Consider the following 25,740-nt stretch of genomic DNA (forward strand, 5'->3'; position numbering starts at 1 on the left):
CCGCAGCCGCATCTGCTCGGCACTCAGCAGACGCGTCTGCGGCTTTTCGCGGGTTGCTCGCGCAGTTCCCCGCGCCCCTGGGCCACCCGGGGCCCGGCCCCGCCGATACGCTCCCCGCGCCGGGGTCCCGTTGTGCGCGCCCCGGCAGGGGTGAGGCAGAATCGCCGCAATGAGCACCTACCGCGACCTCGCGCACCGCGGCTCCGCACGAGCCACCGTTCTGCGGACCGTGGGCACCCGCGAACGCCGATCGCATCTGACGGCGCCCCGCGTCAACACCGTCGGCATCGACATCGGCGGCACCAAGGTGATGGCGGGCGTCGTCGACCCCGACGGCAACATCCTGGAGACCCTCCGCACGGAGACCCCGGACAAGTCCAAGAGTCCGAAGGTCGTCGAGGACACCATCGTCGAGCTGGTCCTCGACCTGTCCGACCGCCACGACGTGCACGCCGTCGGCATCGGCGCCGCGGGCTGGGTCGACGCGGACCGCAACCGCGTGCTCTTCGCCCCGCACCTGTCCTGGCGGAACGAGCCTCTGCGCGACCGGATCTCCGGGCGTCTGGCCGTGCCCGTCATGGTCGACAACGACGCGAACACCGCCGCCTGGGCGGAGTGGCGCTTCGGCGCGGGCCGCGGCGAGGACCACCTCGTCATGATCACCCTCGGCACCGGCATCGGCGGCGCGATCCTGGAGGACGGCGCCGTCAAGCGCGGCAAGTTCGGCGTGGCCGGCGAGTTCGGGCACATGCAGGTCGTCCCGGGCGGCCACCGCTGCCCGTGCGGCAACCGCGGCTGCTGGGAGCAGTACAGCTCGGGGAACGCCCTGGTCAGGGAGGCCCGCGAGCTCGCCGCCGCCGACTCCCCGGTCGCGTACGGCATCATCGAGCGCGTGAAGGGCAACGTCCCGGACATCACGGGCCCCCTCATCACCGAGCTGGCCCGTGAGGGCGACGCCATGTGTGTCGAGCTCCTCCAGGACATCGGCCAGTGGCTCGGCGTCGGCATCGCCAACCTCGCCGCCGCCCTCGACCCCTCCTGCTTCGTGATCGGCGGCGGCGTCAGCGCCGCCGACGACCTCCTGATCGGCCCGGCCCGCGACGCCTTCCGCCGCCACCTGACCGGCCGCGGCTACCGCCCCGAGGCCCGCATCGCCCGCGCCCAGCTCGGCCCCGAGGCCGGCATGGTGGGCGCCGCCGACCTGGCCCGCCTGGTCGCCCGCCGCTTCCGCCGCGCCAACCGGCGCCGCGTGGAGCGCTACGAACGCTACGAGCGCTACGCAGAGGCGCGCCGCACCGACGACCGCACATCCCAGGGAACCCAGTAGATGACCGTGCCACGCCAGCCCTCGTCCCCGGACCGATCCGGCGCACCCGAGCCGCCGGACGGGGAGGGGGGCCCGGCCCGCAAGACCGAGGCCCGCAGCCACATGATCCGCCGCCGCTGGTTCACGGCGATCATCATCGTGCTGCTCATCGGCGTGCCCGCCGGCTACCTGGTGATCTCCGCGAACCAGAGCCGGAACAGCGGCCGCGACAAGGAGGACAAGTACTCCGCGACGGGCCTCACCGCGGGCTGGCCCTCCCGGGTGCAGCGACGCCTGTACGACGTACCGGTCCAGCCGTACTCCGAAGAGGTCGCCTACTACGAGACGAACAACTGGCGCACCAGCCGTCTCTACGTCCAGTTCCTCACCAGCAACGCGGGCCTGACCCGGTTCCTCCAGCAGATCGGCAGCAAGGAGAGCGCCTTCAAGGCCGACGACATCACCATCAGCGAGCGCGATCGGAACGTCGTCGGCTGGGAGTTCACGGGCCCCGGCCCCTGGTACGGCCTCACCCACCGGCAGAAGGACCCGGCGCCGACCCTGGACGTCGTCGTGGACCGCTCCAACGCGCAGCATCCGATGGTCTACGTGGTCTCCACGACGACGCCCTGAAACAAACGGCGCCGATTGTGAAGATCAAGGCGATCTCCGGTGCGCCGCGGTCGCCCTTTCCTACCGTGTCGCCATGAGCAGACACACGGAGTCAACGGACGCGACGGGCACAACGGGCGCCCCGGAGTCGGAGGCGTCGTACGATCGCCGCCGACTGCACCAGTGGTGGGCGGGACAGGCCCGCGCGGGTGGCGTGGCGCGCCGCGACATGCTGCGGCTGGTCGCCGCCGCCGGGCTGGCCTCGACGGTGCCGGTGACCCTGTCGGCGCCCCGCGCCACGGCGGCTGAGCCGGGCATCGTCAAGCCCCTGCCGCCGGAGTGGTTCATCGTCCACGGCACGAACGCCGAGGCCCGCTTCGAGTCGTTCGCCGACACCGGCTTCACCACCCCGGTCTCCCGCTTCTTCGTCCGCAACCACACGTCGACCCCGCGTCTCGACGCGGCGTCCTGGAAGCTGAACGTCTGGGGCGACGGGCTGACCGGCCGTGCGCGGGAGTTCACCCTCGCGGACCTCAGGCGCTTCAAGCCGGTGACGCGCACGGCGTTCGTCGAGTGCGCGGGCAACGCAAGGAACTTCTTCAAGACGCAGCAGGGCCGGGCGGGCTCGGGCACTCCCTGGACGACGGGCGCGATCGGCGTGGCCCACTGGCGCGGCGTACGCCTCTCCGACGTCCTGCAGAAGGCCGGTCTCTCCCGCCGTGCGGTGGACATCATGCCGCGCGGCCTCGACGACGAGTACGTCACGTCGAACGGTACGAACTACGGCCGGGTGCGCCGCCCCATGCCGATCTCCAAGGCGCTGGACGACGTCATCCTCGCGTATGAGATGAATGGCGCCCCTCTGCCGCCCGACCACGGCTACCCGGTGCGTCTCCTGGCCCCGTCCTGGGTGGGCATCTCCTCGATCAAGTGGCTCGGCGACATCGAGGTCTCCACCCAGCCCCTGTACTCGCCCTGGAACACGGACTTCTACCGGCTGTTCGGCGACGCGTACCCGCCCGAGGGCAGCGCACCGCTCACCCGGCAGACCATCAAGTCGGCCTTCGAGCTCCCCTGGAACGCGGACCTGTCCGCGCACACCCGGCACCGCCTCACGGGCCGCGCCTGGTCGGCCGACGGCGCGATCACCCGGGTCGACGTGAGCACGGACGGCGGCGCGTCCTGGCGGGCCGCGCGGCTGCACGACCGAGGGCAGGAGGGTTCCTGGACCCGCTGGTCCGTCCCGTGGAAGCCCGACAGGCCCGGCCCGGCCGAACTCCTCTCCCGCGCGACGGACTCCACGGGCCGCACCCAGCCGGAGACGACGGTGCACAACACCCAGGGGTATCTCTTCGGCGCAATGATCCGGCACGCGGTGACGGTCAGCGCCTGAAGGCCCGTCCTGCCGGCACGGAACCCGTAACCGCTCACCGGGCGGCCGCCCACCGTTCATACGCGGCGGCCGCCACGGCCAGGTCCTCCCAGGCCATCCCCGCCGACTTGAAAAGGCGCGGGCGTCCCTCGTCGATCTCCACCTCGCCCCGGACCAGGGCGTCCAGTGTGTGCAGCCGCGTCGGGTCGAAGGCGCCGTCGGCGGCGGCGAGGACCAGGTCGCCGCACTCGCGCGCCGCCACCGCGCGGGACTCCGCCACCACCGAGGCGCGGCCCACGAGACGGGCGTCGACCTCGCGGGCGTCCGGCTCGTGGGAGCCGACCGCGGCGACCGCGGCGTGGTCGCGGAGCAGGGCGCTGTCGAAGAGGGGTTCGCGCGCCGTGGTGCAGCAGCAGACCACGTCGGCGTGGGCCACGGCGTCCGCCGTCGCCGCGGACGCCGAGAGGCCGACGGCGCGGCAGCGCGCGACGAAGTCCGCCACGCGGCCGGCGTTCCGCGCGACCACGTCGACGTGGCGCAGCCCCGGACGCACGGCCCGCACCGCCTCCACGTGCCCCCACGCCTGCGGCCCGGTCCCGAAGACGACGAGCCGCCCGGCGTCCGGCACCGCCAGCCTCCGGACGGCCACGCCGGACACGGCCGGGGTGCGCAGCGACGTCAGCGCGATGCCGTCCAGAAGGGCCAGCGGGGTGTGGGTCCCGCCGTCCAGGAGGACGTACAGGCCCTGGACGCGGGGGAGACCGCGGTCCGCGTTGCCCGGCGTCACCGTGGCGACTTTCACGCCCGCGTACGACGCCGTGGCCGACGGCATCAGGAGCAGCTGCCCGCCGGGCACGTCCACGACTCCGCGGTCCGGCTCCGCCTCCGGGTCGAGCCCGGCGACGAGGACGGCCTCCAGCGCGTCGATCGCGGCGGACATGGGGACGAGGCGTTCAATGGCTCCGGCATCGATGTGCATATCAGGACAATCTCCCACGTAAGCGTTAAATTGCACAGGCACCTGCGTAGACGGAAAGGCACTCCGTGACGAGTGTGACGAGCAGCAACACCTCCGGTCCGGGCTACGGCGTCCACTCCGAGGTCGGCAGACTCCGCAAGGTCCTGGTCTGCGCGCCCGCCCTCGCACACCGCCGCCTGACCCCTACCAACTCCGCCGACCTCCTCTTCGACGACGTGATGTGGGTGGAGAACGCGCAGCGCGACCACGCCGACTTCGTCGCCGAGCTGCGGCGCCGCGGGGTCGAGGTCGTCGAGCTGCACGACCTGCTCGCGCAGACCCTGGGCGTCCCCGGCGCCAGGGACTGGCTCCTGGAACGGAAGATCACCGCGAACCAGGTCGGGATCGGCCTGATGGACGACACCCGCGCCTACCTGGAGACGCTGGAACCGCGACGACTCGCCGAGTACCTGATCGGCGGCCTCGCGACCACGGACCTGCCGGACGAGTACCGCTCCGCGTACGTCTCGCTCGTCCGCGAGTCCACCGGGGTCGGCGAGTACCTGATGCCGCCGCTCCCGAACACCCTCTACACCCGCGACACCACGTGCTGGCTGTACGGCGGCGTGACCCTCAACCCGCTCTACTGGCCCGCCCGGCACGACGAGACGCTGCTCATGAAGGCGGTCTATCAGTTCCACCCCGACTTCACCGGCGCCACCGTCTGGTGGGGCGACCCCGAACTCGACTGGGGCCAGGCGACGTTCGAGGGCGGCGACATCATGCCCGTAGGCAACGGCGTCGTCCTCATGGGCATGAGCGAACGCACCTCCCGCCAGGCCATCACGCAGGTCGCCGCCGCCCTGTTCGCCAACGGCGCCGCCGAACGGGTCGTCGTCGCAGGCATGCCGAAGCTCCGCTCCGCGATGCATCTCGACACCGTCTTCACCTTCGCCGACCGCGACATCGTCACCCTCTACCCCAAGATCATGGACGACGTCCACGCGTTCACGCTCCGCCCCGGCGAAGGACCGGCCGGCGTCTCCATCACCGACGAGGGCTCCCGCACCTTCGTCGACGTCGTCACCGAGGCGCTCGGGCTCCCCTCGATAAAAGTGATCGAGACGGGCGGAGACGCCTACGCGTCGGAACGCCAGCAGTGGGACAGTGGCAACAACGCCGTCGCCCTGGAACCGGGCGTGGTCTTCACGTACGACCGCAACACCCAGACCAACGCGCTGCTGCGCAAGGCGGGCGTCGAGGTCATCGAGATCGTCGGCGCCGAACTGGGCCGCGGCCGCGGCGGCGGCCACTGCATGACCTGCCCACTGATCCGGGACGCGGTCGGTTTCTGACGTTCCGGCCCGTTGTACGCGGAAAGTCTGCGTGCGAGGGAAGTCTGCGGCGGTTTGGTGGAGGCCAACACCCGTGTCGTCCGGGCCCCGCGAGATGTGGGAGCGTGAGCGGGTGAGCAAGACGACGACTGAAACCCTGCAATACCGCTTCGACGGGCCGGAAGACGCCCCGGTTCTGATCCTGGGCTCTTCCCTCGGTACGACCTGGCACATGTGGGACCGGCAGATACCCGAGCTGGTCCGGCAGTGGCGGGTGTTCCGTTTCGACATGCCGGGGCACGGCGGGGCGCCCGCGCACCCGTGCGGGTCCGTCGGGGAGCTCGCCGACCGGCTGCTCGCCACCCTCGACGAGCTCGGCGTGCACCGCTTCGGGTACGCGGGCTGCGCCTTCGGCGGTGCCATCGGGGCCGAGCTCGCGCTGCGGCACCCGCACCGCGTCGCCTCGCTCGCGCTGATCGCCGCGTCGCCGCGGTTCGGCACCGCCGACGAGTTCCGCCAGCGCGGCGTCATCGTGCGCAGCAACGGCCTCGACCCCATCGCGCGCTCCGCCCCCGACCGCTGGTTCACGCCCGGTTTCGCCGCCGCGCAGCCCGCGATCACCGACTGGGCCGTGCAGATGGTGCGCACCACCGACCCCGGCTGCTACATCGCCGCCTGCGAGGCCCTCGCCGCCTTCGACGTGCGCGCCGAGCTCGGCAGGATAGGGGTGCCCACCCTCGTGCTCGTCGGGTCCGAGGACCAGGTCACCGGGCAGGGTGAGGCCCGTACGCTCGTCGCCGGGATTCCGGACGCGCGGCTCGCCGTCGTGCCCGGTGCCTCGCACCTCGCCCCCGTCGAGCAGCCGGCCGCCGTCACGGACCTGCTCGTACGGCACTTCTCGACCGCCTGGCAGGCCGCACCCGACGCCACCATGGGCGGCCAGTCGGCGATCGCCGCCGTGCCGCCGAAGCCCGTACTCGGCCCGTCGCCCGCGCCCGTCTCGCCCGTCGCCGAGATCGGCCCCGTGGAGCAGCCCGAGGCCGTGCCGGGGAACGCGGCCCCCGATCTGTACGACGCCGGGATGAAGGTGCGGCGCGAGGTGCTCGGCGACGCGCACGTCGACCGCGTGCTCGCCGCCGCCGACGACTTCTCGGAGGACTTCCAGGAGCTCGTCACCCGCTATGCGTGGGGTGAGATCTGGAACCGGCCCGGCCTGGACCGCCGCTCCCGCAGCTGCGTCACGCTCACCGCGCTCGTCGCGGGCGGCCACCTGGACGAGCTGGCCTTCCACACCAGGGCGGCGCTGCGGAACGGTCTGACCCCTGCCGAGATCAAGGAGGTCCTGCTGCAGGCCGCCGTGTACTGCGGTGTCCCCGCGGCGAACTCCGCCTTCAAGGTCGCGCAGGCCGTGATCCGTGAGGAAACCACGCCGCAGGAGTAGCAGGATGGGAGGCATGACGACATCTCCCGAATCTCCCGACAGCAGGGCCGGGCGCGCGCCCCGCATGACGTTCACGAAGAAGTCCCACGCGTGCGTGCGTCTCGAAAAGGACGGGCGCACGCTCGTCGTCGACCCCGGCGGCTTCAGCGAGGAGGACGCCGCGCTCGGCGCCGACGCCATCCTCGTCACGCACGAGCACCCGGACCACTTCAACGAGGACCGGCTGCGGGCCGCCATGGAGGCCCGCCCCGGAGCCGAGATCTGGACCCTCAAGTCGGTCGCGGACCAGATCTCGGCGGCCTTCCCCGGCCGCGTGCACACCGTCGGACACGGCGACACGTTCACGGCCGCCGGGTTCGACGTCCAGGTCCACGGCGAACTGCACGCCGTCATCCACCCGGACATCCCGCGCATCACCAACGTCGGCTACCTCGTCGACGGCTCCGTGTTCCACCCGGGCGACGCCCTCACCGTCCCCGACCAGCCCGTCGAGACGCTGATGCTGCCCGTCATGGCCCCCTGGAACAAGATCTCCGAAGTGATCGACTACGTACGCGAGGTCAAGCCGCAGCGCGCCTACGACATCCACGACGCGCTCCTCACCGACCTCGCCCGGCCGATCTACGACAACCAGATCGGCTCCCTCGGCGGGGCCGAGCACGTGCGTCTGACGCCGGGGGAGTCGGCGGCTCTGTGAGTGTCAGTGCCGCCCGGTAGGTTGTGAGGCATGCGCATTGCGACCTGGAACGTGAACTCGATCACCGCCCGTCTGCCGAGGCTCCTGGCCTGGCTGGAGGCCACCGGCACGGACGTGCTGTGCATCCAGGAGACCAAGACGACGGCCGAGCAGTTCCCCGCCGAAGCGCTCCGCGAGCTGGGGTACGAATCGGCGGTGAACGCGACGGGCCGGTGGAACGGTGTCGCGCTGGTCTCCAAGGTCGGCCTCGACGACGTGGTCAAGGGCCTCCCGGGCGGGCCGGGGTACGACGGCGCGGAGGAGCCCCGCGCGATCTCCGCGACCTGCGGCCCCGTCCGCCTCTGGTCGGTGTACGTGCCGAACGGCCGCGAGGTGGACCACGCCCACTACGCGTACAAGCTGCAGTGGTTCGAGGCCCTGAAGGCGGCGGTCGCCGAGGACGCGGCGGGCCCCCGCCCCTTCGCCGTCCTCGGCGACTTCAACGTGGCACCGACCGACGACGACGTCTGGGACCCGGCGCTCTTCGTCGGTGCCACGCACGTCTCCGAGCCGGAGCGCGCCGCCCTCGCGGCCCTGCGCGAGACGGGCCTCACCGACGTCGTGCCCCGCCCCCTGAAGTACGCCCACCCGTTCACGTACTGGGACTACCGCCAGCTCGGCTTCCCCAAGAACAGGGGCATGCGCATCGACCTCGTCTACGGGAACGAGCCGTTCGCGAAGGCCGTCTCCGACTCGTACGTGGACCGCGAGGAGCGCAAGGGCAAGGGCGCGTCCGACCACGCCCCCGTCGTGGTCGACCTCGACGTCTGAGCCCCACGGACACGCGTCACGGCACGAGCAGCCGCAGGTCCACCGACTCCGCCAGTGCCGCGAGGCCCGTGTCGCCCGGGTGCAGATGGTCCCCGCTGTCGTAGGCGGGGAGGATCCGCGCCGGGTGCGCGGGGTCCCGCAGCACGGCGTCGAAGTCGAGCACGGCGTCGAAGTCGTCACCGCCCCGCAGGTAGGCGTTGACGGCCTCCCGCTGCTGGTTCGCGGCGGCCGTGCACAGGGATTCGCCCTCGCACGGCGCGATCGTCGCCGCCACGGTCCGCAGCCCCCGCGCCCGCGCGCGGTCGGCGATCTCGCGGAGCCCCGCGATCACCTGGTCCGCCGAGGCGCCCCAGCGCACGTCGTTGATGCCCTCGAAGACGACGACGGTACGCGCGGACGTCTGGGCGAGGACGTCGCGGTCCAGGCGGTGCAGGGCGCTCACGCCGCCCGTGTCGGTGGAGACGCCGTCCCCGGGATAGCGGTCGGCGACCACGCGGTTCGCGGAGATCCCCTGGTTCAGGACGCCGTAGGCCGGTACGTCGGACTGGTTCAGGAGCCGCGTCGCCAGGACGTTCGGCCAGCGCCGGTTGGCGTCCTGCGTCGACTTCACGCCGTCGGTGATCGAGTCGCCGAGCAGCACGACCGAGCCGGGCCCGCCGCCGACGTCGACCCCCGTGAGCAGCGGCCAGGACGTGATCGTCGAGGTGTACGCCGCCGGGGAGCCGTCCGCCGTGTGGTCGCCGGGACCGCTGACGTACGAGCGCTGGATGGCCTGGCTGTGCACGGGCGCCGCCGCGACGGGGCCCGGCAGGTGGAAGCTGACCAGGAGGTTCGCGTCGGCCGGCACATCGAAGTCGAGCGGGTCGCTGTACGCCTGGGCGCCCGCCGGAAGCTCCGTGCCCGGCGCGCCGCGGAACGACAGCGGCCGCGGCGCGCCCCGCGCCCCCGCCCCGGCCTCCTGCACCGCCACCGTCGCGCTGCCGATCCGCACCGGACCCGCCGCGAACGTGTTGTCGAGCCGGATGCGCACCCGCGGCCCGCCCGCACTCGTGTGGACGACGAGCCGCACGGTCCGGTCGGCCCATGGCCCCACCGCCGTGTAGCCCGCGGTCGCCGCCGACCACGTGCCCGTCCAGCCCCGGGTCTCCGCCCGCACCGACAGGGCGAACACGTGCAGGTCCGGGGCGCCAGGGTCGCGCGGCAGGTGCACCGAGGCGACCTCGCGTCCGCGGGCCAGCGGCACCGTCACCACGTACAGCCGTGCCCTTTCGGCGAGTTGGCCGCCGGGCGTGTTGATGTGCGGCAGGGCGACGGACTTCGTGGCGAGCGGTCCCGAGCGCCAGTCCGGCGCGGTGAGCCGGTAGGTGCCCCGCGAGCCGTCCCGGTAGCGGACCGTCCCCGTGCCGCTCGCCTCGCCGCCCGTCCCGGCGACCAGGAAGGCGAGGGCGTCGCCGCGCCCGCGCACCCGTACCGACTGGCCGTCGGCGCGCACGTTGTCCGGCCTGCCCGGCGCGGTCCGCGGCCAGGTGAGCCGGGCCCCCTCGATGCCGAGGGTCCGCCCGGGAGTCCAGCCCGCGGCCGTCAGGTCCCGCGCGGACAGGGAGCCGCCCGAACCGTCGAAGTCCGCGGCGGCGGGACGCGCGTCGTCGCTGACCGCGCGGTTGTCGAAGAGCCGCTCCAAGGGGAGCGGCACGGGTCTGTGCGGTGCCGCGGCCCGCGCCGACGTCACCGGCACGAGGCCCGTGAACAAGGCGAGCACGGCGGCCGTTCCCCAGATACGTCGGCGCACGACAGTCCCCTCCCGCGGTGGCAGATGCGCCATGAAGCTAAGGAGGCACGGGAGGCGAGTCAATGAGGGGCGCCTGAACACGACGCGAACTCACCGGACCGGGCCGCACCACTCGGAGCCTGTGTCAGGACGCCGTCGACACGAGCCCCTTCTCGTACGCGATGATCACCAGCTGCACCCGGTCCCTCGCGTCGAGCTTCGCCAGGAGGCGGGTCAGGTACGTCTTCGCCGTGGCGACGCTCAGACAGAGCTCCGCGGCTATCTCGGAGTTCGAGAGGCCGCGCCCCACCAGGGTGAGCACCTCGCGCTCGCGGTCCGTGATGCCGGAGATCGACACCTCGCGCGGCGGTACCGACTCGGGGCGGCCCGCGAACTCCTTGATCAGGCGGCGGGTGACGCCCGGCGCGAGCAGACCGTCGCCGGTCGCGACCGTGCGCACCGCCGCGAGGATGTCGTCCAGCGCCATGTCCTTGACGAGGAATCCGGCTGCGCCCGCGCGCAGCGCCCCGTACACGTATTCGTCGTCGTCGAACGTGGTCAGGACGACGACGTGCGCGGGCGTGGCGCCCGACGTGATCAGGCGCGTCGCCTCGATGCCGTCCATGCCGGGCATCCGGATGTCCATCACCACGACGTCGGGGCGCAGTTCGGCGCAGAGCCGGACCGCCTCGTCGCCGTTGGCGGCCTCACCGGCGACCTCGATGTCCGGGGCCTCGGTGATGACCATGCTCAGCGCGGTGCGGATCAGGGGCTGGTCGTCGACCAGCAGCACGCGGACCGTCACCGGGCACCCGCCGCGGCCGGCACGGGCAGCGTGGCGCTGACCAGGAAGCCGCCGCCGGGGCGCGGTGCGGCATTGAACTCGCCGTGCAGCAGGGCGACCCGCTCGCCCATGCCGACCAGGCCGAATCCTGCGCCGTGCCCCGAACCGCGGGACGGTCCGGTGCCGCCTCTTCCCGCATCCTCGATCTCGATGGTGAGCTCCTCCTCGCGATAGTCCACGGACACCGTGCAGGACGCCGTGCCCGCGTGCCGCACCACGTTGGTGACGGACTCCTGGATGATGCGGAACGCCGACAGGTCGATGTCCGCGGGCAACGGCCGCCGCTCGCCCCGCCACACCACGTCGACGCGCACCCCCGCGGCCGTCGTCGACGCGGCCATCCTGTCGACGTCCGCGAGGCCTTCGGCGGGCCCGCGCGGCGCGGGTTCCCGCTGCGGATTTCGCTCCCGGTCCTCGCCCGGCTCGCTCTCGCGCAGCGCCACCACCATCCGGCGCAGCCCGGCCAGCGTCTCCCGGCCGGCCTTCTCCACGGCGGTCATCGCCTCGCGCGCCCCGGCGGGCTGGGTCTCGACGACCCGGGCCGCCGCGCCCGCCTGCAGCGCGATGATGCCGATGCTGTGGGCCACCGTGTCGTGCATCTCCCGCGCGATGCGCAGCCGTTCCGCGGTGACGGCCTGCGCGGCGGCCTGCGCGCCGAGCCGCTCCGTATAGGCGCGGGTCCGGCGCACCGAGTCGCCGACCAGCCAGGCGACGACGGCCAGCAGGACGGCGGTCTGCCAGTCGGACCAGCTGGACGTGAGGTTGTGCTCAAGGCGCGTGGGGAGTCCGAGCAGCTGCCGGAGGAGGGCGTGCAGGGGGTGGGCGCAGAGGGCCATGACGACGGCGGCGACGCGGGTGCCGCGGGCGGCGGTCGCCACGACGGAACCCATGGCGATGTCCACCGCCGCGTACTGCAGGAAACCCAGGTTCGTCGCGCCGATCGCATGCGTCGCGACGTACGAGGCGCCGATCAGCAGCGCCAGGGACAGCAGCGGGCGTCGGCTCAGCAGGCGGCTCGCCCCCAGCACCGCCCCGGCGGCGACGGCCACCAGCAGCCACTGCCACGGGCCGGGCGCCGGCACCGTGCTCGTCGGCAGCCACGAGATCCCGTAGTACGCCCGCGCCCCGAACAGGGTGCCCGAGCACCAGGACACGGCCACGCAGACGCTCGGCGGGGCGTACTTGAGCAGCGGGAGGGACGGGGTGGCTGACATGCGGAGAGCGTAGCCAGGGGGAGTGGCGCGGGGCATCGGTCCACGGGTGTACGACCACGGTCGACAGCGGCCCCACCGCGTTCCGTGGCCGACGCTCCGTCAGACGCGCACGACCACGGCGTACGAGCCGACGCCGAGCAGGTGCCGCCCCGGGATGCGTTCGCCGCGGGACGTGTGGAGGGTGTGTATGCGGCCCGACTCGGGGTCGAAGGCGACGTCGGCGAGGGTGCCTGCGGCGTCGCCCAGCTCCGTCAGGAGCCGTTTCCCGAGGAGGTCCTGGCTCCCGGACGAGTCCGTGGACGCGAACCGGGCCGCCGACGCCGTGTTGACGACCACCGCGTCCGGCCCCACCGCGTGCACGTCCGTCCACGCCACCACGTCGGCGCCGTCCTTGGCCCCGTCCAGCCGGACCGCGGTGATCCGGGCCTCCTCCGGGGCGAGGACGAGACCCGCGACCGTGCCGACCTGCGCGGCGTCCGACGAGCTCACGACGGGGCGGCCCACGGTCCGGCTCAGCAGCATCACGAGGTCCGCTCCTCACCGGTCATGGGGAGATCCGTCCCGCCCGGACCCGTCGTGCCGGGACGGGCGAGCCGCTTGCGCCACAACGCCGTGGCCAGTTCGCCGAGTTCCTCGACGGCGTGCTCGGTGTCCTGCGCCGGTACCAGCAGTGTGTCGCCGGTCATGGCGGGGTGGTCGCCGAGCGGCAGGAACACCGTGCGCCCGTGCCGGCCGAGCGCCTCCGTGGACGACATCTCCACGCCGACGATCCGGCCTTCGCGGCCCGCCTCGACCACCACGTCCAGGACGGTGCCCACCTGCACCCCCTGGTCCGTCAGCACGCGCGCCCCGCGGACGAGGCCGCCGGACTCCTTCTCCCAGGAGGCGACGGCCGACTTGTCCTCCAGGGCCTCGGCCGAGGTGATCATCACGGCGTCCACGCCCAGCGCGTGCACCGCCGCCCACGGCAGGCTCTTGCGCAGCGGACCGGAGAGCAGCCCCCGGCCGGCCAGCGTGAACCCGGCTATGCGGCCGCCCGCGCCGTCGAGCACGACGTCCTTGACCTGGGCGACCGCCTCGCCGCCCAGCGTGACCACCGGACGCTTGGTCAGATCGCTCGCCGACATCAGCGCCGCGGGGACGGACGACGTCATCGTGTCCTCCCCCGACCGGGCCCGCGGCCGCGCCGCACCACGATCACGCCCCCGCTGCGCCGCCGGGCCTGCACGCCGACCACCGCGGCGCCCAGCAGACCCACCACGACGACCACGGCGATCACCCACGCCCACCACACCATCGTCCACCTCCCGGCGGCTACCGAGCCAGTTCCGCCCGTATCGTCTTGCTGGACGCGTCCAGGGTGACGGTCACCACGCGCGCCAGGCGCCGCACCATCGGCCAGCCGAACCCGCCCGTATTGCCCATGAGATCGGGCGTGCGCTCCCGCGGGGGCCGCGGGTCCGCGTCGGAGACGGCGACCGTGACGACGTCCTTGCGGGCCTGGAGCCGCAGGGAGCACAGGGTGCCGCGGGCGTGCCGGACCACGTTGGTGACGAGTTCGGAGACGACGAGCTCGATGCTCGACGCCTTGCGCTCCTCCACCGCCGGGGACAGTCCGGCGACGAAGGCCCGGGTGAGGTCCCGTGCGTCGGCGACCGCTTCGGGTCTCTTGTCGAAGGTGGCCGTTTCCGGCGGTCGGGTGAGCGGTGCGCGCTGCGTCCGCATGAGACTCCTCCTCCCTGGGGACGGCCGTCCCGTCCGGAAAGAACATCTGCCCGGGGAACAGCGGTATCAACGCCTCCGTTCCGGCCGATGTGCGCGGCCGCGATTCAGGGGCGGCCCCGCCAGTCCAGACAGAGGATCATCGCGTCGTCGTCGGCGGCGGCGGGGCCGCGGTGCCAGGACAGCTCGTGGAGCACCGCGCGCGGGACCTGCGAGGGCGGCAGGAGGCGGGTGCTGGTCATCGCCCGGGTGAGGGCGCGCTCGCTGTAGCGCTCACCCGTCGGGGACGCCACGTCGTAGACACCGTCGCTGACGAACAGCAGCCGGTCGCCGGGCTCGGCGCGGAAGCGCTCCGCGCTGTAGGGCGTGTCCTCGGCCATGCCGAGCGGAAGCTGTGCGTCCAGCTCTATGGGCTCGGCCTTGCCGCCGCGTACGCGCCACATCCGCGGGGAGCCCGCGTCGATGATCTCCGTCTCGCCCGTGGCCAGATCGAAGCGCAGGAGGAGCATGGAGAGGTGCACGGCGCCTTGGTAGTGGCCGTACACGGCCTGGTCGGCCAGGCAGGCCTGGTCGGTCAGGGACAGTCCGGCCCGGCGCGCGTTGCGCAGGGCGTTGATGGCCAGGCTGGTGAGGAGCGCGGCCTCGATGCCCTCGCCCATGCCGTTGGTGACGGTGAGGGTGAGGTCCTCGGCGGACGCCGACCAGTCGAAGTTGTCGCCGTGGATCGCGTACGCCGGTTCGAGCTGGGCGCCGATGTCGTACTCGGGACGGGAGCAGGAGCGGCCGGGCAGCAGTTCCCACTGCATCTCGGCGGCGAGGGTGAGTCGGTCGGCGCGGCGTGCCTGGAGGTAGAGGTCGGTGTCCCGTTCCGCGACGACGATCTCGTGCCCGAGGACCTCGGCGATGTCGCAGAGCTCGCGCACGGTCCCCGCGTCGCAGGCCTTCGCGGGGAGGCGGACGCTGAGGATGCCGGTGCGGTCGCCGCGCACGCTCACCGGCAGGTGGACGGTGACGGGGTCTCCGTCGGCGCCGGTCTCGATGTACGGTTCCTGCGCGCCGAAGGCGCGTCCCGCCGGGCTGCCGTCGACCGGCACGGGCGACGCCGTGTGCGGCAGCGCGTCGACCGGTTGGAGTATGGTCATCGCGTAGTCGGCCATGAGCAGGTCGACCGAGCAGGCTGTGTAGCGGCCGATGAGCGCGTTCCGCACTGTTTCGAGGAGAGCGTGCGGTGCTGAGGTGCGCAGGGCTCGCTCCACAGCCATGAATCTGTCCACGTGTCGGGTACCACCTGTTCCGGGTTCGGGTCGGGAGTGCGGGAAGGGGCCGAGTGTCCGCCGTGTCTCAGCGACTGACAGGGCCATTGCGAAGTGTCACAGTTGAGGCCATGGACTCCGAAACTTCCGTCAGGGGCGGTCAGGATGCGGCCACGCATGCTGCCCGGGAAGTCATCGAACTGCTCGAGGTGCTGTGGAGCAGGGGCAGGGACATCGCCCCGACAGCACCCGTTTCGTCGTCACAGCTGCGTGTGCTGTACGTCCTGGACGGCGCGCAGGGCATCAACCTGCGGACGCTCGGCGAGTGTCTGGGGTCGGCGCCGTCTTCGGTGAGTCGTATGTGTGACCGCCTTCATGCCCTGGGCTTCATCGAGCGCTCCCTCAGTTCAGCCAGCCGCCGTGAGCTCGAACTGCGCTTGTCGAGCCGGGGCAAAAATTACCTCAACGAACTGCGGGCCCGCCGGGAGAGTGCGTTGCTTGACGCCATTTCGGCGATGCACCCCGCGGAGCGCTCCGCGCTGGTGCGCGGCCTGAGCGGCTTCCAGCGGTCGGTGGAGGACACCGCCCCCGGGACCGTCTCCGGGACTGTCCCCGGGCGAAGGCCCCCCGCGCGGGACGGTACCGCCGAGTCCGCTTGAGACGGGGCGAGGTCGGGGCGCGGAGCGTGCCGTAACGGTTCGCCCGATCACGTGAGTTTACTCCTGGCGCTTCCAGGTACTCGCGTACGTCCGGCAGTGACGTACCCGACTTCCGCCTTCCAAGATCGCATACCTCGGCTAACATTTGCCGTGCGACAACAATTGCTAAGGTGGATGGAATGAACTCCAGTGAGTCCGAAGCCCGGTTGCGCGTCATCGCCGCTCTGCGCGAGCAGGGGGAGAAGGTCGCCGACCGCTGGGTCGAGCTCCAGTCGGAACTGGCGGTCCTGGAGACCGGCGTCACCGAGGCGGAGCTGAACGAAGAGGCCGACTCCTTGGTCGAGGCGCTGCTCGCCGGCCTGGAGACCGAGCTGCCCGCGCGGGACGTGGTGGGCTCCCACCCCGGTCTCCGCCAGTGCGTCACCGACCTCTCGCTGCGCCGCGCCAGAGGCGGCGCCACCCCCACGGCGACCTCGCAGGCCGTACTGGCGCTCAAGGAAGCGCTGTTGGAGGCGGTGCAGCAGGAGACGCGGGACGTGACCGCGCTCTACCACGCGGCGCTCTTCATCAACCGCCTGCTCGACACCGCGGGCGCCATGTCCTTCGACATCTACGTGGAAGGACGCGAGGAGATCATCCGGCGGCAGAGCCGCCAGCTCCTCGAGGTGTCCACCCCGGTGGTGCGCCTGTGGGACCACGTGCTCGCCGTACCGCTGATCGGGACGCTCGACACGACCCGTACGCAGGTCGTGATGGAGAACCTCCTCGAGGCCATCGAGCGGGACGAGGCGCAGGTCGCGATCATCGACATCACCGGTGTGCCCACCGTGGACACGGCCGTGGCGCACCACCTGATGCAGACGGTCAACGCCGTACGGCTGATGGGCGCCGACTGCGTGATCAGCGGCATCCGGCCGCCGATCGCCCAGATCATCGCTCAGCTCGGCATCGACCTGTCGGCCATCCTGACGCGGTCGACGCTGGCCGACGCACTCGCCGCGGCCATCCCCATGCTCACGGACCAGCCGATGCAGCGGGCCTCTCTAGCGGATGCGCGGTGAGTGGCGACTTGAGCGGAGTCCCGATCCTGCGCCTGGGCGATGTGCTGGTCACCGGCCTGCTCAATGAACTCGACGACAAGGCGGCCGTCGCCGTCACCGAGGAGCTGACCGAGCGCATCGTCGCCGACCGTGCGCGCGCGATCCTCATCGACATCTCGCGGCTCGAGATCATCGACTCGTTCGTGGCCCGTACGCTGATGGAACTGACCACCACGGCCCGGCTGCTCGGCGCCCGGGTGATAGTGGCCGGCATGCGGCCGGCCGTCGCCATCACCCTGGTGGAACTCGGCCTGGAGCTGTCCGGTGTGGAGACGACCCTCAACGCGGAGCAGGGCATGATCGCGTTGGGCTGGCAACCGGCTCCTCGACCCCCAAAGGGGGCCCCCGTTGTCCCTCTACGGTGATCTCGACAAGGTGACCGCCCTGCCTGCCCCGACGCGCTCCGCGAGCGGACAGGACGGCGACGTCCGGACCGTCCACGCCATCCGCTCGGAGGAGGACCTCCTCACCGTGCGGCACGCGGTGCGGGACGCGACGCAGCGCGCCGGCTTCGGGCTCGTCGACCAGACGCGCATCGTCACCGCCGCCAGCGAACTCGCCCGCAACGCCTATGTGCACGGCGGGGGCGGCACCCTGTCCCTGGAGACCGTCGGACAGGGCGACCGGTGCGGGCTGCGCCTGGAGGTGAGCGACGAGGGCCCCGGCATCGCCGACCTCGACCAGGCGTTCACCGACGGGTACACGACCGGTGCCGGACTCGGGCACGGCCTGGGCGGCGCCCGCCGTCTCATGCACGAGTTCCACGTGGACTCGTCGCCGGGCCTCGGCACCACCATCACGGCCGTGCGCTGGAACGAACGACGATGAACACCGGCTCGACCGTACGCACTCTGCACATCGCCATAGATCATCCGAGCGCCGTGCAGAGCGCGGCCGACCAGGCCCGCTCGCTCGCGACCGCCTGCGAGATGCCGGGCGCGCTGCCCGACCAGGCGGCGGTCCTCGCGAGCGAGCTGGCCAGCAACATCATCAAGCACGCGCGCAACGGCGCCCTGTTCGTCCAGCGCTCGCCGCTCGTCGGCGGCATGGACGTGATCGCCGTCGACAGCGGCCCCGGCATGCGCGACATCGGACTGAGCCTCAGGGACGGGTACAGCACCACCAAGACGATGGGCGCGGGTCTCGGTGCCGCACGCCGCATCGCCACCGACTTCGCCATCCGCTCCACCACGGAGCTCGGCACGCTCGCCCACGCCCGCATCGCCCCGCCCGGCGCCGCACGGTCCGCGGGCGCCACCGGAGCGCTGTGCCTGCCCGCCGACGGGGAGGACGCCAGCGGCGACGGATACGCCGTCGCCGAACAGGACGGCATACGCACCGCTTTGGTCATCGACGGCCTCGGCCACGGACCCGAGGCGGCCGCCGCGACCCAGCGGGCCGAGCGCACCTTCCTCGCCCACCCCCACGCCCCGCTGGCCGAGATCATGACAGCGCTGCACAAAGCACTGCGACACACCCGCGGCGCCGCCGTCGCCGCCCTGCGCGTCGCCCCCGGACGCGCCGAATACTGTGGCGTGGGCAATGTCCGCGCCGTGACGCTGACCTCGGAAGGCGTCAACCACCAGCTCACCGGGCAGGCGGGCATTGTCGGATACACCCTGCCCACCCCGAGGAGCCGGTTCGTGGACCTGACCCCGCACACCAGCGTCGTCCTGCACACCGACGGCATCGACCACCGCTGGGCCTACGCCGCCACGGCCGCGCGCCTCACCCTGCCCCCGGCACTCCTCGCGGCCTCGCTGGCCCACACGCACCGACGTCGCCGCGACGATGCCACCGTCCTCGCTCTTGGCCCCCACCTGGGAATGAGATGACCCGCGAAACCGTCCGTACGCTCGCGGCGCTGCGGCACACCGTACGAAGCATCGCCCTCGGACACCGCCTGCCCGCCGACGAGCGGGCCCGCCTGGTCCAGTCCCTCAGCGAAGTCGCCGCCCCCGTCCTCGGCGGCGGCCGCCCCGTCACGCTCCTGAGCGGACGCGGCACCGACGAGGACGGCGAACGCCGGCTGACCCTCGCCCTGCGCCTGCCCCACCAGGCCTCCGGCGCGGACCCGGTGACGGACCCCCTGCCGCACGGCGCACAGGCCCGCCCCGACGGGACCGTCGTGTGGAACCTCCCCCTGCCCGACGGACGGTCCGCGAGCCGCCCCGCGGCCCTGCGCGCGGCGACGGTACGGCACGACGACGCCGACGTCGCGCTCCTGGAGGAGGAGCTGCGCGCGGCGCTGGCCCGCGCCGACGCCCTCGCCGACGAGCACCGCAGGCTCAAGGACGAACTGGCCGAGACCAACAGCGGGGTCCTGGCCCTCTATGTACAGCTCGAAGAGCGCGACGAGCAGCTGCGCACGGCGCACGGCCGCACCCTGCGCGCCCTGGAGGACGCCCTGCGCCCCAGGCCCCTGCACGTCGCGGGACTCGAACTGGCGGTGCACTACGCGCCCGCCAGCGACGACGCCCCGACCGGCGGCGACCTGTACGACTGGTTCACCCTCCCGGACGGCACCGTCCACATCACCGTCGTCGACGCGCTCGGGCACGGCATCGCGAGCACGCGCACCGCCCTCACCGTCACCCACGCGGTGCGCACCCTCGCCCTCGAAGGCCATCCGCTGGAGAGCATCGTGGCCCGCACCGACAGCATCCTGGCGCCCTTCGACCAGAGCGTCATGGCGACCCTGCAGCTGGCCCGCCTCAACCCGGCCGACGGCCGCCTCGACCTCGCCAACGGCAGCCACCCGCCGGCCCTCCTCTGCCACGGCGACGGCACCACCACGTACCTGGAGGTGCGCGGGCGTGGCGTCGGCTTCCCGATGCCCGGCAGCGAGCGCGTCCTGACCACCCACCTCGGCCCCGACGACGTGCTGCTCCTCTACACCGACGGCCTCACCGAGAGCCGCAGGGACCCGTGCGAGGGCGAGGCCCGCCTCAAGGACGCCCTGTGCCGCCACCGCGTCGAGCCGACCGAACGCATCCCGGGCCTGGTGGCCGAAGAGCTGGTCAGTGAGGTGCTTCACCAGGACGACACCCTCGCGATCGCCGTACGGCGCACTTCCTGAGTAGGGTGATTCGACCGATTTCGTGATCAACTGATGCAGGAACATTCGCGGAAAAGGGACACGGAGAGGTCGACCATGAACATCCCGTTCCTCGACAAGTGGCGCAGGCGGCACACCGCGACGGACCCGGCCAAGGGCCTCGCGGCCGTGTTCGAGGAAGACCCGGACGGCGTCGCCGACCTGCTGTCCGAGTGTGAACTGCTCCGGTCCCAGGCCAGTGCCGCGGGGCTCGAACTCGACGACTCACCGGCGTCGTTGGCCGCCCTCGACCAGCTCCTGCCGCGCTGGCGCGACGATCCCGAGCTGCTGCCGTGGCTCGGCAACGACGCGGGCCTCTATCTGGGCACCGTGGTGGTGCGGACGGTGCCGGGCGCGACCTGGCACGTGTGGCCGGGCGGCAGCCCCGTCGTACGGCTGAAGACCGGGCGGGACATCCAGGTGGTCGAGGCGGGACTCGACTGGGCGGTGCACGGCGCCCCCGAGCTGTCGCAGGTCTACGGCGAGGCGTCGGAGACGTAACCCGCGTAACCCTAATTGCCTCAAATACGGTTAATGCCCATAAGTGCGTGTCGTCCAGTAAGTCCCGTTTCCACGTGGATAGTTTGCGCGGACGAACACAGCTGAGAGTGGGCAGGTCTTGCCATGGCCGTCGATCCTTTGATCGAGCTGCGTGATGTGAACAAGTACTACGGAGAGCTGCATGTCCTCCAGGACATCGACCTCACCGTCGGCAAGGGGGAGGTGGTCGTGGTCATCGGCCCTTCGGGGTCGGGCAAATCGACACTGTGCCGGACGATCAACCGGCTCGAGACGATCCAGTCGGGGGAGATCAGGCTCGACGGGCGGCCGCTGCCCGACGAGGGGAAGGCGCTCGCGCGGCTCCGTGCCGAAGTCGGCATGGTCTTCCAGTCCTTCAACCTCTTCGCACACAAGACCGTCCTCCAGAACGTCTCCCTCGCACAGATCAAGGTCCGGGGCCGCAAGAAGGACGAGGCGGAGAAGCGTTCCCGCGAACTCCTGGAGCGCGTGGGTCTCTCCGCGCACGCCGACAAGTACCCGGCGCAGCTCTCCGGCGGCCAGCAGCAGCGCGTCGCCATCGCCCGCGCGCTCGCCATGGACCCCAAGGCGCTCCTCTTCGACGAGCCGACCTCGGCCCTCGACCCCGAGATGATCAACGAGGTCCTCGAAGTCATGCAGCAGCTCGCGCGCGAGGGCATGACGATGGTCGTCGTCACCCACGAGATGGGCTTCGCGCGCTCCGCGGCCAACCGGGTCGTCTTCATGGCCGACGGCCGCATCGTCGAGGACCGGACCCCCGAGGACTTCTTCACCCGCCCGGAGAGCGAGCGCGCCAAGGACTTCCTCTCCAAGATCCTCAAGCACTGACGGGGGAGGGGACGTGCTCGTGAAACGACACACCACGCGCCACGCCATGCGTACGACGCGCCTGTTCGCGGCGCTCGTGCTCGCCGCCTGCGCAGCCGCCGCGTGCGGCAAGGAGGGCAGCCCGCCCACCAAGGGCCCCTCGGCCGAGGAACTGCCGAAGTACCGGGTCGCGACCGGCTTCCGGCTGCCCGAGTCGGGGACCTGGAAGAAGGCGAAGAGCCGCGGCCGCTTCGTCGTCGGCGCCAAGGAGGACCAGCCCTACCTCGGCGAGAAGGACCCGGCGAGCGGCGCCTACTCGGGCTTCGACATCGAGATCGCCAAGATGATCTCGGCCTCGCTCGGCCTCGACCCGCAACGGATCGAGTACAAGACGATCGCGTCGGCCAACCGCGAGACCGCCCTGCAGAACGGGCAGATCGATTTCTACGTCGGCACCTACACCATCAACGACAACCGCAAGAAGCTCGTCGGGTTCGGCGGCCCCTACTACATGGCGGGCCAGGGACTGCTGGTGCGCACCGACGAGAAGGACATCAAGGGCCCCGGGGACCTGGACGGCAAACGCGTCTGCTCGGCCGCCGGATCCACCCCGTACCAGCGGATCCAGAAGGACTACCCGAAGGCCACCCTCGTCGCCTACGACACGTACTCGATCTGCGTCGACAACCTGCTGACCTACCAGGTCGACGCCGTCACCACCGACGACGCGATCCTGATCGGCTACGCGGCCAAGGCGCCCGACGAGCTCAAGGTGGTCGGCAAGCCGTTCTCCGAGGAGCCGTACGGCATCGGGGTGCCCCGGGGCGACAACGCCCTCCGGTTCGCCGTCGACGACGCCCTCGCCGCCCGCGAGAAGGACGGCGACTGGAAGAAGGCCTACGACGCCACCCTCGGCCTCTCCGGGGTCCCGGCGCCGAAGCCGCCCGCCATCGACCGCTACCCGGCGAGCTGAGGAGGCGTCGTGGACGTACTGACAGACAACTTCTCCACGTTCGGCAAGGGCTTCCTCGGCACCGTCGAACTCACCGTCTACGCCTCGCTCCTGGCCCTCGCGCTCGGCTTCGTCATGGCGTCGTTCCGGGTGGCGCCCGTCGGGTCCTTCCGGGCGTTCGGCACGGTGTGGGTGACGGTCCTGCGCAACACCCCGCTCACGCTGCTCTTCTTCGCGGTGCTGCTCGGACTGCCGCGCTTCGGACTCGTGCTGCCCTTCAAGGTGTTCGCCGTGCTCGCCCTCGGCTGCTACACCTCCGCCTTCATCTGCGAGGCGCTCAGGTCGGGCATCAACACCGTGCCCAAGGGGCAGGGCGAGGCGGCACGGAGCCTCGGCATGAGCTTCGGCCAGACCCTGTCGACGATCGTGCTGCCGCAGGCGTTCCGGTCCGTCATCGCGCCGGTCGGCTCCAACCTGATCGCGCTCGCCAAGAACTCGGCGATCGCGGGCGCGTTCAGCGTCACCGAGCTGCTCGGCTCGTACAAGACGCTCAGCGAGCTCGGCTACAACATCATCTGGACCTTCGTCTGGATCGCCGTCGGCTACCTCATCATCACCCTCGCCATCAGCGCGATCTTCAATGTCCTCGAGAAGCGCTGGGGAGTCGCCCGATGAAAGCCCTCTCCCACGATTCGACCGCCCTGTACGACATCCCGGGCCCGAAGACCGTGCGCCGCCACAAGCTGTACGGCGTCATCTCCACTTTGCTCGTCCTGGCGCTCGTCGGGTGGATCCTGTATCTGCTGTTCGACACCGACCAGTTCACGGCCACGAAGTGGACGCCCTTCGAGTACAAGGGCATCCAGGAACTGCTCCTGAGGGGCCTCGGCAACACGCTCAAGGCCTTCGCCATCTCCGCGGTCCTCGCGCTCGCGCTCGGCGGACTGCTCGCGACGGGGCGGCTCTCCGACCACCGCCCCGTGCGCTGGCTCGCCACGCTCGTCGTGGAGTTCTTCCGCGCCATGCCGGTGCTTGTGATGATCTTCTTCGTCTTCGTGGCGCTGAAGGTGCAGCCGCTGCCCGCGCTGGTCGCCGGACTCACGCTCTACAACGGCTCCGTACTCGCCGAGGTCTTCCGATCCGGCGTCAACTCCGTCGAGAGGGGGCAGCGGGAGGCGGCCTACGCGCTCGGAATGCGCAAGACACAGGTCATGGGACACGTCCTCGTACCGCAGGCCGTGCGGGCCATGTTGCCCGCCATCATCAGCCAGTTGGTGGTGGCCCTGAAGGACACCTCGCTCGGATATCTGATCACCTACGAGGAGTTCCTCCATGCCGGGAAACTCATCGCGTCGAACCTCGACTACGATTTGCCCTTCATCCCCGTTGTCATGGTGATCTCACCGATCTACATCGGGATGTGCATGTTGCTGTCGTGGTTCGCCCAGTGGGTGTCGAAGCGGCAGCGGCGCAATCCCAAGACCGAGGCCGCGGACGTGGCCCCGGCCGAACCAGGGACGCTGCTGCCGATGGGGGTCCCCCCTGATCGTTAAGATCTTGGGGGAGCAGTAGCCAACAGGGCCAACGCCCACCCGGCAGCAGCCGGAGATCACTGCTCGCGCAGGGGGACGGACACGTACGACGGGTCCGCCGCCGGCGAGGAGAAGGTCAGCTGCGCGCCGGACGGGTTGTGCTCGATGTAGAGCGGGTCGACCGTGTCGACGACCAGGGCGAGCCTGTGCCCTGCCGGTACGTCGTAGGCCGTGGAGAACAGCTCCAGGTCCACGCCGAACGGCTTGCCGGGCGTCTTGCCGTGGAAGGTGTACGGCGCGTTGCTGACCAGCTTGCCGAGGCCGAGCGGGCCCACGTCGTAGAGGTACGCGACGAGGGTGCCGCTCTCCTTGGTGCTGGAGAGCGTCGTGTGCAGCTTCGCGGTCCCGCGCACCCGCTGGGCGGACATGTACTTCTCCGACTGCCAGACGCCCGTGTAGCGGCGCGGGAGCAGCGGCACCGAGGCCATCGGCGGGATCTTCAGGAACTGGTCGAGGGCGTTGGACAGGATGGCGATCCCGCCGTTGGCGCCCGAGTCGACGTTCGTGCGGATCGTGGTGGAGCCCGCCATGTCGATCTTCTTGCGGGTGGGGCCGACCGACTTCCAGTCCGGGTAGCCCTCGTAACCACCCTCGGAGCGGGACTTGAGCTGGACCGGCTGTTCCTTGTCGATGCCGTTGTCCTGGCCCTTGAGGTAGTGGTCGAACCACCGCTGCGTGTTGGTCCAGGTGTCGTTGGGCAGGCCGAGGAGGCCGGTCGCCTCCGCCGTCGCGTGGTCGCCGGGGCGGAACTCCAGGCGCTTGGGTCCGGTCAGACGGTCGTAGAACTTCGCGTACTGGTTGGGCGGGAAGAGCGCGTCGCCCCAGGCGTTGCCGAGCATGATGGCCGCGCCGTTCTCGTTGATCCGGTCGAGATGGGTCACGGGGGAGCGCTTCGCGCCCCACGCGATCATCTCGTCCTCCTTGTCCAGGTTGGACCCGAGGAAGTCCTTGAGCGTCTGCTGGAGCTCGGCGCTGGGGCGGCCGGTGAGAGCGCCCGCGCCGCCGAGGAGGGCGGCGGCCTGCGCGTGCTGGGTGCGGCCGCTGTAGATCGAGTCGATGAGGTCGGCCCAGCCGCTCATCGCGGCGACGGCCTTGACCCGCTTGTCGTGCCCGGCGGCGAGCAGGCTGATGCCCGCGCCGTAGGAGACGCCCGCCATGCCGACCTTCCCGGGGTCGGCGGGGGTGTTCGCCAGGGTCCAGTCGATGACCTTGGAGGCGTCCGCGATGTCCTTCGGGCCCGCGGTCTCGATCTCGCCGCCGGACTGCCAGAAGCCGCGCGAGTTGTAACTGACCACGACGTAGCCGGAGTCCGCGAGCTTCTGGGCCTGGGCCACGTACTCGATCTGGGGCATGGCCCAGCTGGTGGGCAGCACGATCGAGGGGAACCTCGCGCCGGGCCTCGCGTCCTTCGGGGTGAAGACGTTGGCCTTCAGGACCGTGCCGCCGTCGCCGGGGATGTCGACGAAGCGGACGTCGGCGGCGCTCGTGGCTCGTGGCCCTGCGACCGGTGCGGCCTGCGCCGCCGGGGCCAGGCCGAAGGCGGCGCCGACGACGAGGGTCGCCGAGACGGCGCCCGCGGTGGTCGTGCGCAGGACGCGGTGGGGGTGCGGAGCTCTCACGGGTCACTTCCTCACTCGTTGAAAGTGCAAAGTGACCCGACGG

At 71.5% G+C, this 25,740-nt stretch carries 28 protein-coding genes; 18 read left to right on the forward strand and 10 right to left on the reverse strand.

Features of this window, described 5'->3' with window-relative positions:
- Positions 1-169: 169 nt before the first annotated feature.
- The 3 genes from DEJ49_RS29900 (at position 170) to DEJ49_RS29910 (ending at position 3,311) form a co-directional block, all read left to right on the forward strand.
- Positions 170-1,327, forward strand: a complete 1,158-nt coding sequence (locus DEJ49_RS29900; protein WP_150173868.1) for an ROK family glucokinase — start codon at positions 170-172, stop codon at positions 1,325-1,327.
- Positions 1,328-1,939, forward strand: coding sequence for a sugar kinase (locus tag DEJ49_RS29905; protein ID WP_150186984.1), 612 nt, complete (start codon positions 1,328-1,330; stop codon positions 1,937-1,939).
- Between the two features lie 73 nt (positions 1,940-2,012).
- Entirely contained in the window at positions 2,013-3,311 is a 1,299-nt protein-coding gene (locus DEJ49_RS29910) for a sulfite oxidase (RefSeq protein ID WP_150186985.1), read from the forward strand.
- A gap of 34 nt (positions 3,312-3,345) precedes the next feature.
- On the opposite strand, the gene DEJ49_RS29915 is transcribed toward DEJ49_RS29910, so the two are convergent.
- Positions 3,346-4,269 (reverse strand): ornithine cyclodeaminase family protein, encoded by a 924-nt coding sequence (locus DEJ49_RS29915; protein ID WP_150186986.1) that lies wholly within the window; start codon positions 4,267-4,269, stop codon positions 3,346-3,348.
- Between the two features lie 74 nt (positions 4,270-4,343).
- On the opposite strand from DEJ49_RS29915, the gene DEJ49_RS29920 reads away from it, so the two are divergent.
- From DEJ49_RS29920 to DEJ49_RS29935, 4 genes are all read left to right on the forward strand, one after another.
- The gene (locus DEJ49_RS29920; protein WP_150188562.1) at positions 4,344-5,603 is read left to right on the forward strand and encodes an arginine deiminase; all 1,260 of its coding nucleotides are present in this window, start codon (positions 4,344-4,346) and stop codon (positions 5,601-5,603) included.
- Between the two features lie 94 nt (positions 5,604-5,697).
- Positions 5,698-7,023 (forward strand): 4-carboxymuconolactone decarboxylase, encoded by a 1,326-nt coding sequence (gene pcaC / locus DEJ49_RS29925; RefSeq protein WP_411757256.1) that lies wholly within the window; start codon positions 5,698-5,700, stop codon positions 7,021-7,023.
- A gap of 64 nt (positions 7,024-7,087) precedes the next feature.
- Complete coding sequence (locus DEJ49_RS29930; RefSeq protein WP_150188564.1) at positions 7,088-7,720, forward strand: MBL fold metallo-hydrolase; 633 nt, start codon at positions 7,088-7,090, stop codon at positions 7,718-7,720.
- A gap of 30 nt (positions 7,721-7,750) precedes the next feature.
- The gene (locus DEJ49_RS29935) at positions 7,751-8,530 is read left to right on the forward strand and encodes an exodeoxyribonuclease III (protein ID WP_150186987.1); all 780 of its coding nucleotides are present in this window, start codon (positions 7,751-7,753) and stop codon (positions 8,528-8,530) included.
- A gap of 16 nt (positions 8,531-8,546) precedes the next feature.
- On the opposite strand, the gene DEJ49_RS29940 is transcribed toward DEJ49_RS29935, so the two are convergent.
- The 8 genes from DEJ49_RS29940 to DEJ49_RS29970 all read right to left on the reverse strand — a co-directional run bounded on the left by DEJ49_RS29940 (position 8,547) and on the right by DEJ49_RS29970 (position 15,340).
- Positions 8,547-10,352 (reverse strand): SGNH/GDSL hydrolase family protein, encoded by a 1,806-nt coding sequence (locus DEJ49_RS29940; RefSeq protein ID WP_150186988.1) that lies wholly within the window; start codon positions 10,350-10,352, stop codon positions 8,547-8,549.
- A gap of 91 nt (positions 10,353-10,443) precedes the next feature.
- Positions 10,444-11,103 (reverse strand): response regulator, encoded by a 660-nt coding sequence (locus DEJ49_RS29945; protein WP_150186989.1) that lies wholly within the window; start codon positions 11,101-11,103, stop codon positions 10,444-10,446.
- Entirely contained in the window at positions 11,100-12,356 is a 1,257-nt protein-coding gene (locus tag DEJ49_RS29950; protein ID WP_150186990.1) for a sensor histidine kinase, read from the reverse strand. The genes DEJ49_RS29945 and DEJ49_RS29950 overlap by 4 nt, the downstream gene beginning before the upstream one ends.
- Before the next feature lie 99 nt (positions 12,357-12,455).
- The gene (locus tag DEJ49_RS29955) at positions 12,456-12,881 is read right to left on the reverse strand and encodes a hypothetical protein (RefSeq protein ID WP_150186991.1); all 426 of its coding nucleotides are present in this window, start codon (positions 12,879-12,881) and stop codon (positions 12,456-12,458) included.
- Positions 12,878-13,510, reverse strand: coding sequence for a PRC-barrel domain-containing protein (locus DEJ49_RS29960; protein ID WP_150186992.1), 633 nt, complete (start codon positions 13,508-13,510; stop codon positions 12,878-12,880). Before DEJ49_RS29960 ends, DEJ49_RS29955 begins: the two co-directional genes overlap by 4 nt.
- The gene (locus tag DEJ49_RS36085; RefSeq protein WP_190329490.1) at positions 13,507-13,653 is read right to left on the reverse strand and encodes a hypothetical protein; all 147 of its coding nucleotides are present in this window, start codon (positions 13,651-13,653) and stop codon (positions 13,507-13,509) included. Before DEJ49_RS36085 ends, DEJ49_RS29960 begins: the two co-directional genes overlap by 4 nt.
- 17 nt (positions 13,654-13,670) lie before the next feature.
- Entirely contained in the window at positions 13,671-14,081 is a 411-nt protein-coding gene (locus DEJ49_RS29965) for an ATP-binding protein (RefSeq protein ID WP_150186993.1), read from the reverse strand.
- Between the two features lie 104 nt (positions 14,082-14,185).
- Positions 14,186-15,340, reverse strand: a complete 1,155-nt coding sequence (locus DEJ49_RS29970; protein ID WP_190329491.1) for a PP2C family protein-serine/threonine phosphatase — start codon at positions 15,338-15,340, stop codon at positions 14,186-14,188.
- 122 nt (positions 15,341-15,462) lie between these two features.
- On the opposite strand from DEJ49_RS29970, the gene DEJ49_RS29975 reads away from it, so the two are divergent.
- From DEJ49_RS29975 to DEJ49_RS30025, 11 genes are all read left to right on the forward strand, one after another.
- On the forward strand, positions 15,463-15,990 hold the full coding sequence (locus DEJ49_RS29975; RefSeq protein ID WP_150186995.1) for a MarR family winged helix-turn-helix transcriptional regulator: 528 nt from the start codon (positions 15,463-15,465) through the stop codon (positions 15,988-15,990).
- A gap of 179 nt (positions 15,991-16,169) precedes the next feature.
- Entirely contained in the window at positions 16,170-17,051 is an 882-nt protein-coding gene (locus DEJ49_RS29980) for an STAS domain-containing protein (protein ID WP_150186996.1), read from the forward strand.
- Positions 17,052-17,059: 8 nt separating this feature from the next.
- Positions 17,060-17,455, forward strand: a complete 396-nt coding sequence (locus DEJ49_RS29985) for an STAS domain-containing protein (protein WP_409238429.1) — start codon at positions 17,060-17,062, stop codon at positions 17,453-17,455.
- Positions 17,439-17,918, forward strand: a complete 480-nt coding sequence (locus DEJ49_RS29990; protein WP_411757211.1) for an anti-sigma regulatory factor — start codon at positions 17,439-17,441, stop codon at positions 17,916-17,918. Before DEJ49_RS29985 ends, DEJ49_RS29990 begins: the two co-directional genes overlap by 17 nt.
- Entirely contained in the window at positions 17,915-18,925 is a 1,011-nt protein-coding gene (locus DEJ49_RS29995) for a SpoIIE family protein phosphatase (RefSeq protein ID WP_150186998.1), read from the forward strand. Before DEJ49_RS29990 ends, DEJ49_RS29995 begins: the two co-directional genes overlap by 4 nt.
- Positions 18,922-20,169, forward strand: coding sequence for a PP2C family protein-serine/threonine phosphatase (locus DEJ49_RS30000; RefSeq protein WP_150186999.1), 1,248 nt, complete (start codon positions 18,922-18,924; stop codon positions 20,167-20,169). Before DEJ49_RS29995 ends, DEJ49_RS30000 begins: the two co-directional genes overlap by 4 nt.
- A gap of 75 nt (positions 20,170-20,244) precedes the next feature.
- Positions 20,245-20,688: a DUF6278 family protein gene (locus DEJ49_RS30005; RefSeq protein WP_150187000.1), complete on the forward strand. Its 444-nt coding sequence runs from the start codon at positions 20,245-20,247 to the stop codon at positions 20,686-20,688.
- A 123-nt stretch (positions 20,689-20,811) separates the two neighbouring features.
- Positions 20,812-21,555 (forward strand): amino acid ABC transporter ATP-binding protein, encoded by a 744-nt coding sequence (locus DEJ49_RS30010; RefSeq protein WP_150187001.1) that lies wholly within the window; start codon positions 20,812-20,814, stop codon positions 21,553-21,555.
- Between the two features lie 46 nt (positions 21,556-21,601).
- Complete coding sequence (locus DEJ49_RS30015; protein WP_150188566.1) at positions 21,602-22,507, forward strand: glutamate ABC transporter substrate-binding protein; 906 nt, start codon at positions 21,602-21,604, stop codon at positions 22,505-22,507.
- A gap of 9 nt (positions 22,508-22,516) precedes the next feature.
- Positions 22,517-23,161 (forward strand): amino acid ABC transporter permease, encoded by a 645-nt coding sequence (locus DEJ49_RS30020; protein ID WP_150187002.1) that lies wholly within the window; start codon positions 22,517-22,519, stop codon positions 23,159-23,161.
- A complete protein-coding gene (locus DEJ49_RS30025) occupies positions 23,158-24,039 on the forward strand; it encodes an amino acid ABC transporter permease (RefSeq protein WP_150187003.1) in 882 nt (293 codons plus the stop codon). The genes DEJ49_RS30020 and DEJ49_RS30025 overlap by 4 nt, the downstream gene beginning before the upstream one ends.
- A 56-nt stretch (positions 24,040-24,095) precedes the next feature.
- Here the strand turns inward: DEJ49_RS30025 and DEJ49_RS30030 are convergent, their stop codons facing one another.
- Entirely contained in the window at positions 24,096-25,697 is a 1,602-nt protein-coding gene (locus tag DEJ49_RS30030; protein ID WP_150187004.1) for a CocE/NonD family hydrolase, read from the reverse strand.
- Between the last annotated feature and the right edge of the window lie 43 nt (positions 25,698-25,740).

This window comes from Streptomyces venezuelae, assembly GCF_008642335.1.
Taxonomy (GTDB): Bacteria; Actinomycetota; Actinomycetes; order Streptomycetales; family Streptomycetaceae; genus Streptomyces; species Streptomyces venezuelae_F.

Excerpts from the sequence above, each read along its gene's own strand:
- DEJ49_RS29905 (WP_150186984.1), top strand. The coding sequence starts at position 1,328 with ATGACCGTGCCACGCCAGCCCTCGTCCCCGGACCGATCCGGCGCACCC.
- DEJ49_RS36085 (WP_190329490.1), bottom strand. The coding sequence starts at position 13,653 with ATGGTGTGGTGGGCGTGGGTGATCGCCGTGGTCGTCGTGGTGGGTCTG.
- DEJ49_RS29910 (WP_150186985.1), top strand. The coding sequence starts at position 2,013 with ATGAGCAGACACACGGAGTCAACGGACGCGACGGGCACAACGGGCGCC.
- DEJ49_RS29900 (WP_150173868.1), top strand. The coding sequence starts at position 170 with ATGAGCACCTACCGCGACCTCGCGCACCGCGGCTCCGCACGAGCCACC.
- DEJ49_RS29940 (WP_150186988.1), bottom strand. The coding sequence starts at position 10,352 with ATGGCGCATCTGCCACCGCGGGAGGGGACTGTCGTGCGCCGACGTATC.
- DEJ49_RS29970 (WP_190329491.1), bottom strand. The coding sequence starts at position 15,340 with ATGGCTGTGGAGCGAGCCCTGCGCACCTCAGCACCGCACGCTCTCCTC.
- DEJ49_RS29980 (WP_150186996.1), top strand. The coding sequence starts at position 16,170 with ATGAACTCCAGTGAGTCCGAAGCCCGGTTGCGCGTCATCGCCGCTCTG.
- DEJ49_RS30025 (WP_150187003.1), top strand. The coding sequence starts at position 23,158 with ATGAAAGCCCTCTCCCACGATTCGACCGCCCTGTACGACATCCCGGGC.
- DEJ49_RS30010 (WP_150187001.1), top strand. The coding sequence starts at position 20,812 with ATGGCCGTCGATCCTTTGATCGAGCTGCGTGATGTGAACAAGTACTAC.
- DEJ49_RS30015 (WP_150188566.1), top strand. The coding sequence starts at position 21,602 with ATGCGTACGACGCGCCTGTTCGCGGCGCTCGTGCTCGCCGCCTGCGCA.
- DEJ49_RS29950 (WP_150186990.1), bottom strand. The coding sequence starts at position 12,356 with ATGTCAGCCACCCCGTCCCTCCCGCTGCTCAAGTACGCCCCGCCGAGC.
- DEJ49_RS29935 (WP_150186987.1), top strand. The coding sequence starts at position 7,751 with ATGCGCATTGCGACCTGGAACGTGAACTCGATCACCGCCCGTCTGCCG.
- DEJ49_RS29915 (WP_150186986.1), bottom strand. The coding sequence starts at position 4,269 with ATGCACATCGATGCCGGAGCCATTGAACGCCTCGTCCCCATGTCCGCC.
- DEJ49_RS29965 (WP_150186993.1), bottom strand. The coding sequence starts at position 14,081 with ATGCGGACGCAGCGCGCACCGCTCACCCGACCGCCGGAAACGGCCACC.
- DEJ49_RS30005 (WP_150187000.1), top strand. The coding sequence starts at position 20,245 with ATGAACATCCCGTTCCTCGACAAGTGGCGCAGGCGGCACACCGCGACG.
- DEJ49_RS29960 (WP_150186992.1), bottom strand. The coding sequence starts at position 13,510 with ATGACGTCGTCCGTCCCCGCGGCGCTGATGTCGGCGAGCGATCTGACC.
- DEJ49_RS30000 (WP_150186999.1), top strand. The coding sequence starts at position 18,922 with ATGACCCGCGAAACCGTCCGTACGCTCGCGGCGCTGCGGCACACCGTA.
- DEJ49_RS29975 (WP_150186995.1), top strand. The coding sequence starts at position 15,463 with ATGGACTCCGAAACTTCCGTCAGGGGCGGTCAGGATGCGGCCACGCAT.
- DEJ49_RS29995 (WP_150186998.1), top strand. The coding sequence starts at position 17,915 with ATGAACACCGGCTCGACCGTACGCACTCTGCACATCGCCATAGATCAT.
- pcaC (WP_411757256.1), top strand. The coding sequence starts at position 5,698 with ATGTGGGAGCGTGAGCGGGTGAGCAAGACGACGACTGAAACCCTGCAA.
- DEJ49_RS29930 (WP_150188564.1), top strand. The coding sequence starts at position 7,088 with ATGACGTTCACGAAGAAGTCCCACGCGTGCGTGCGTCTCGAAAAGGAC.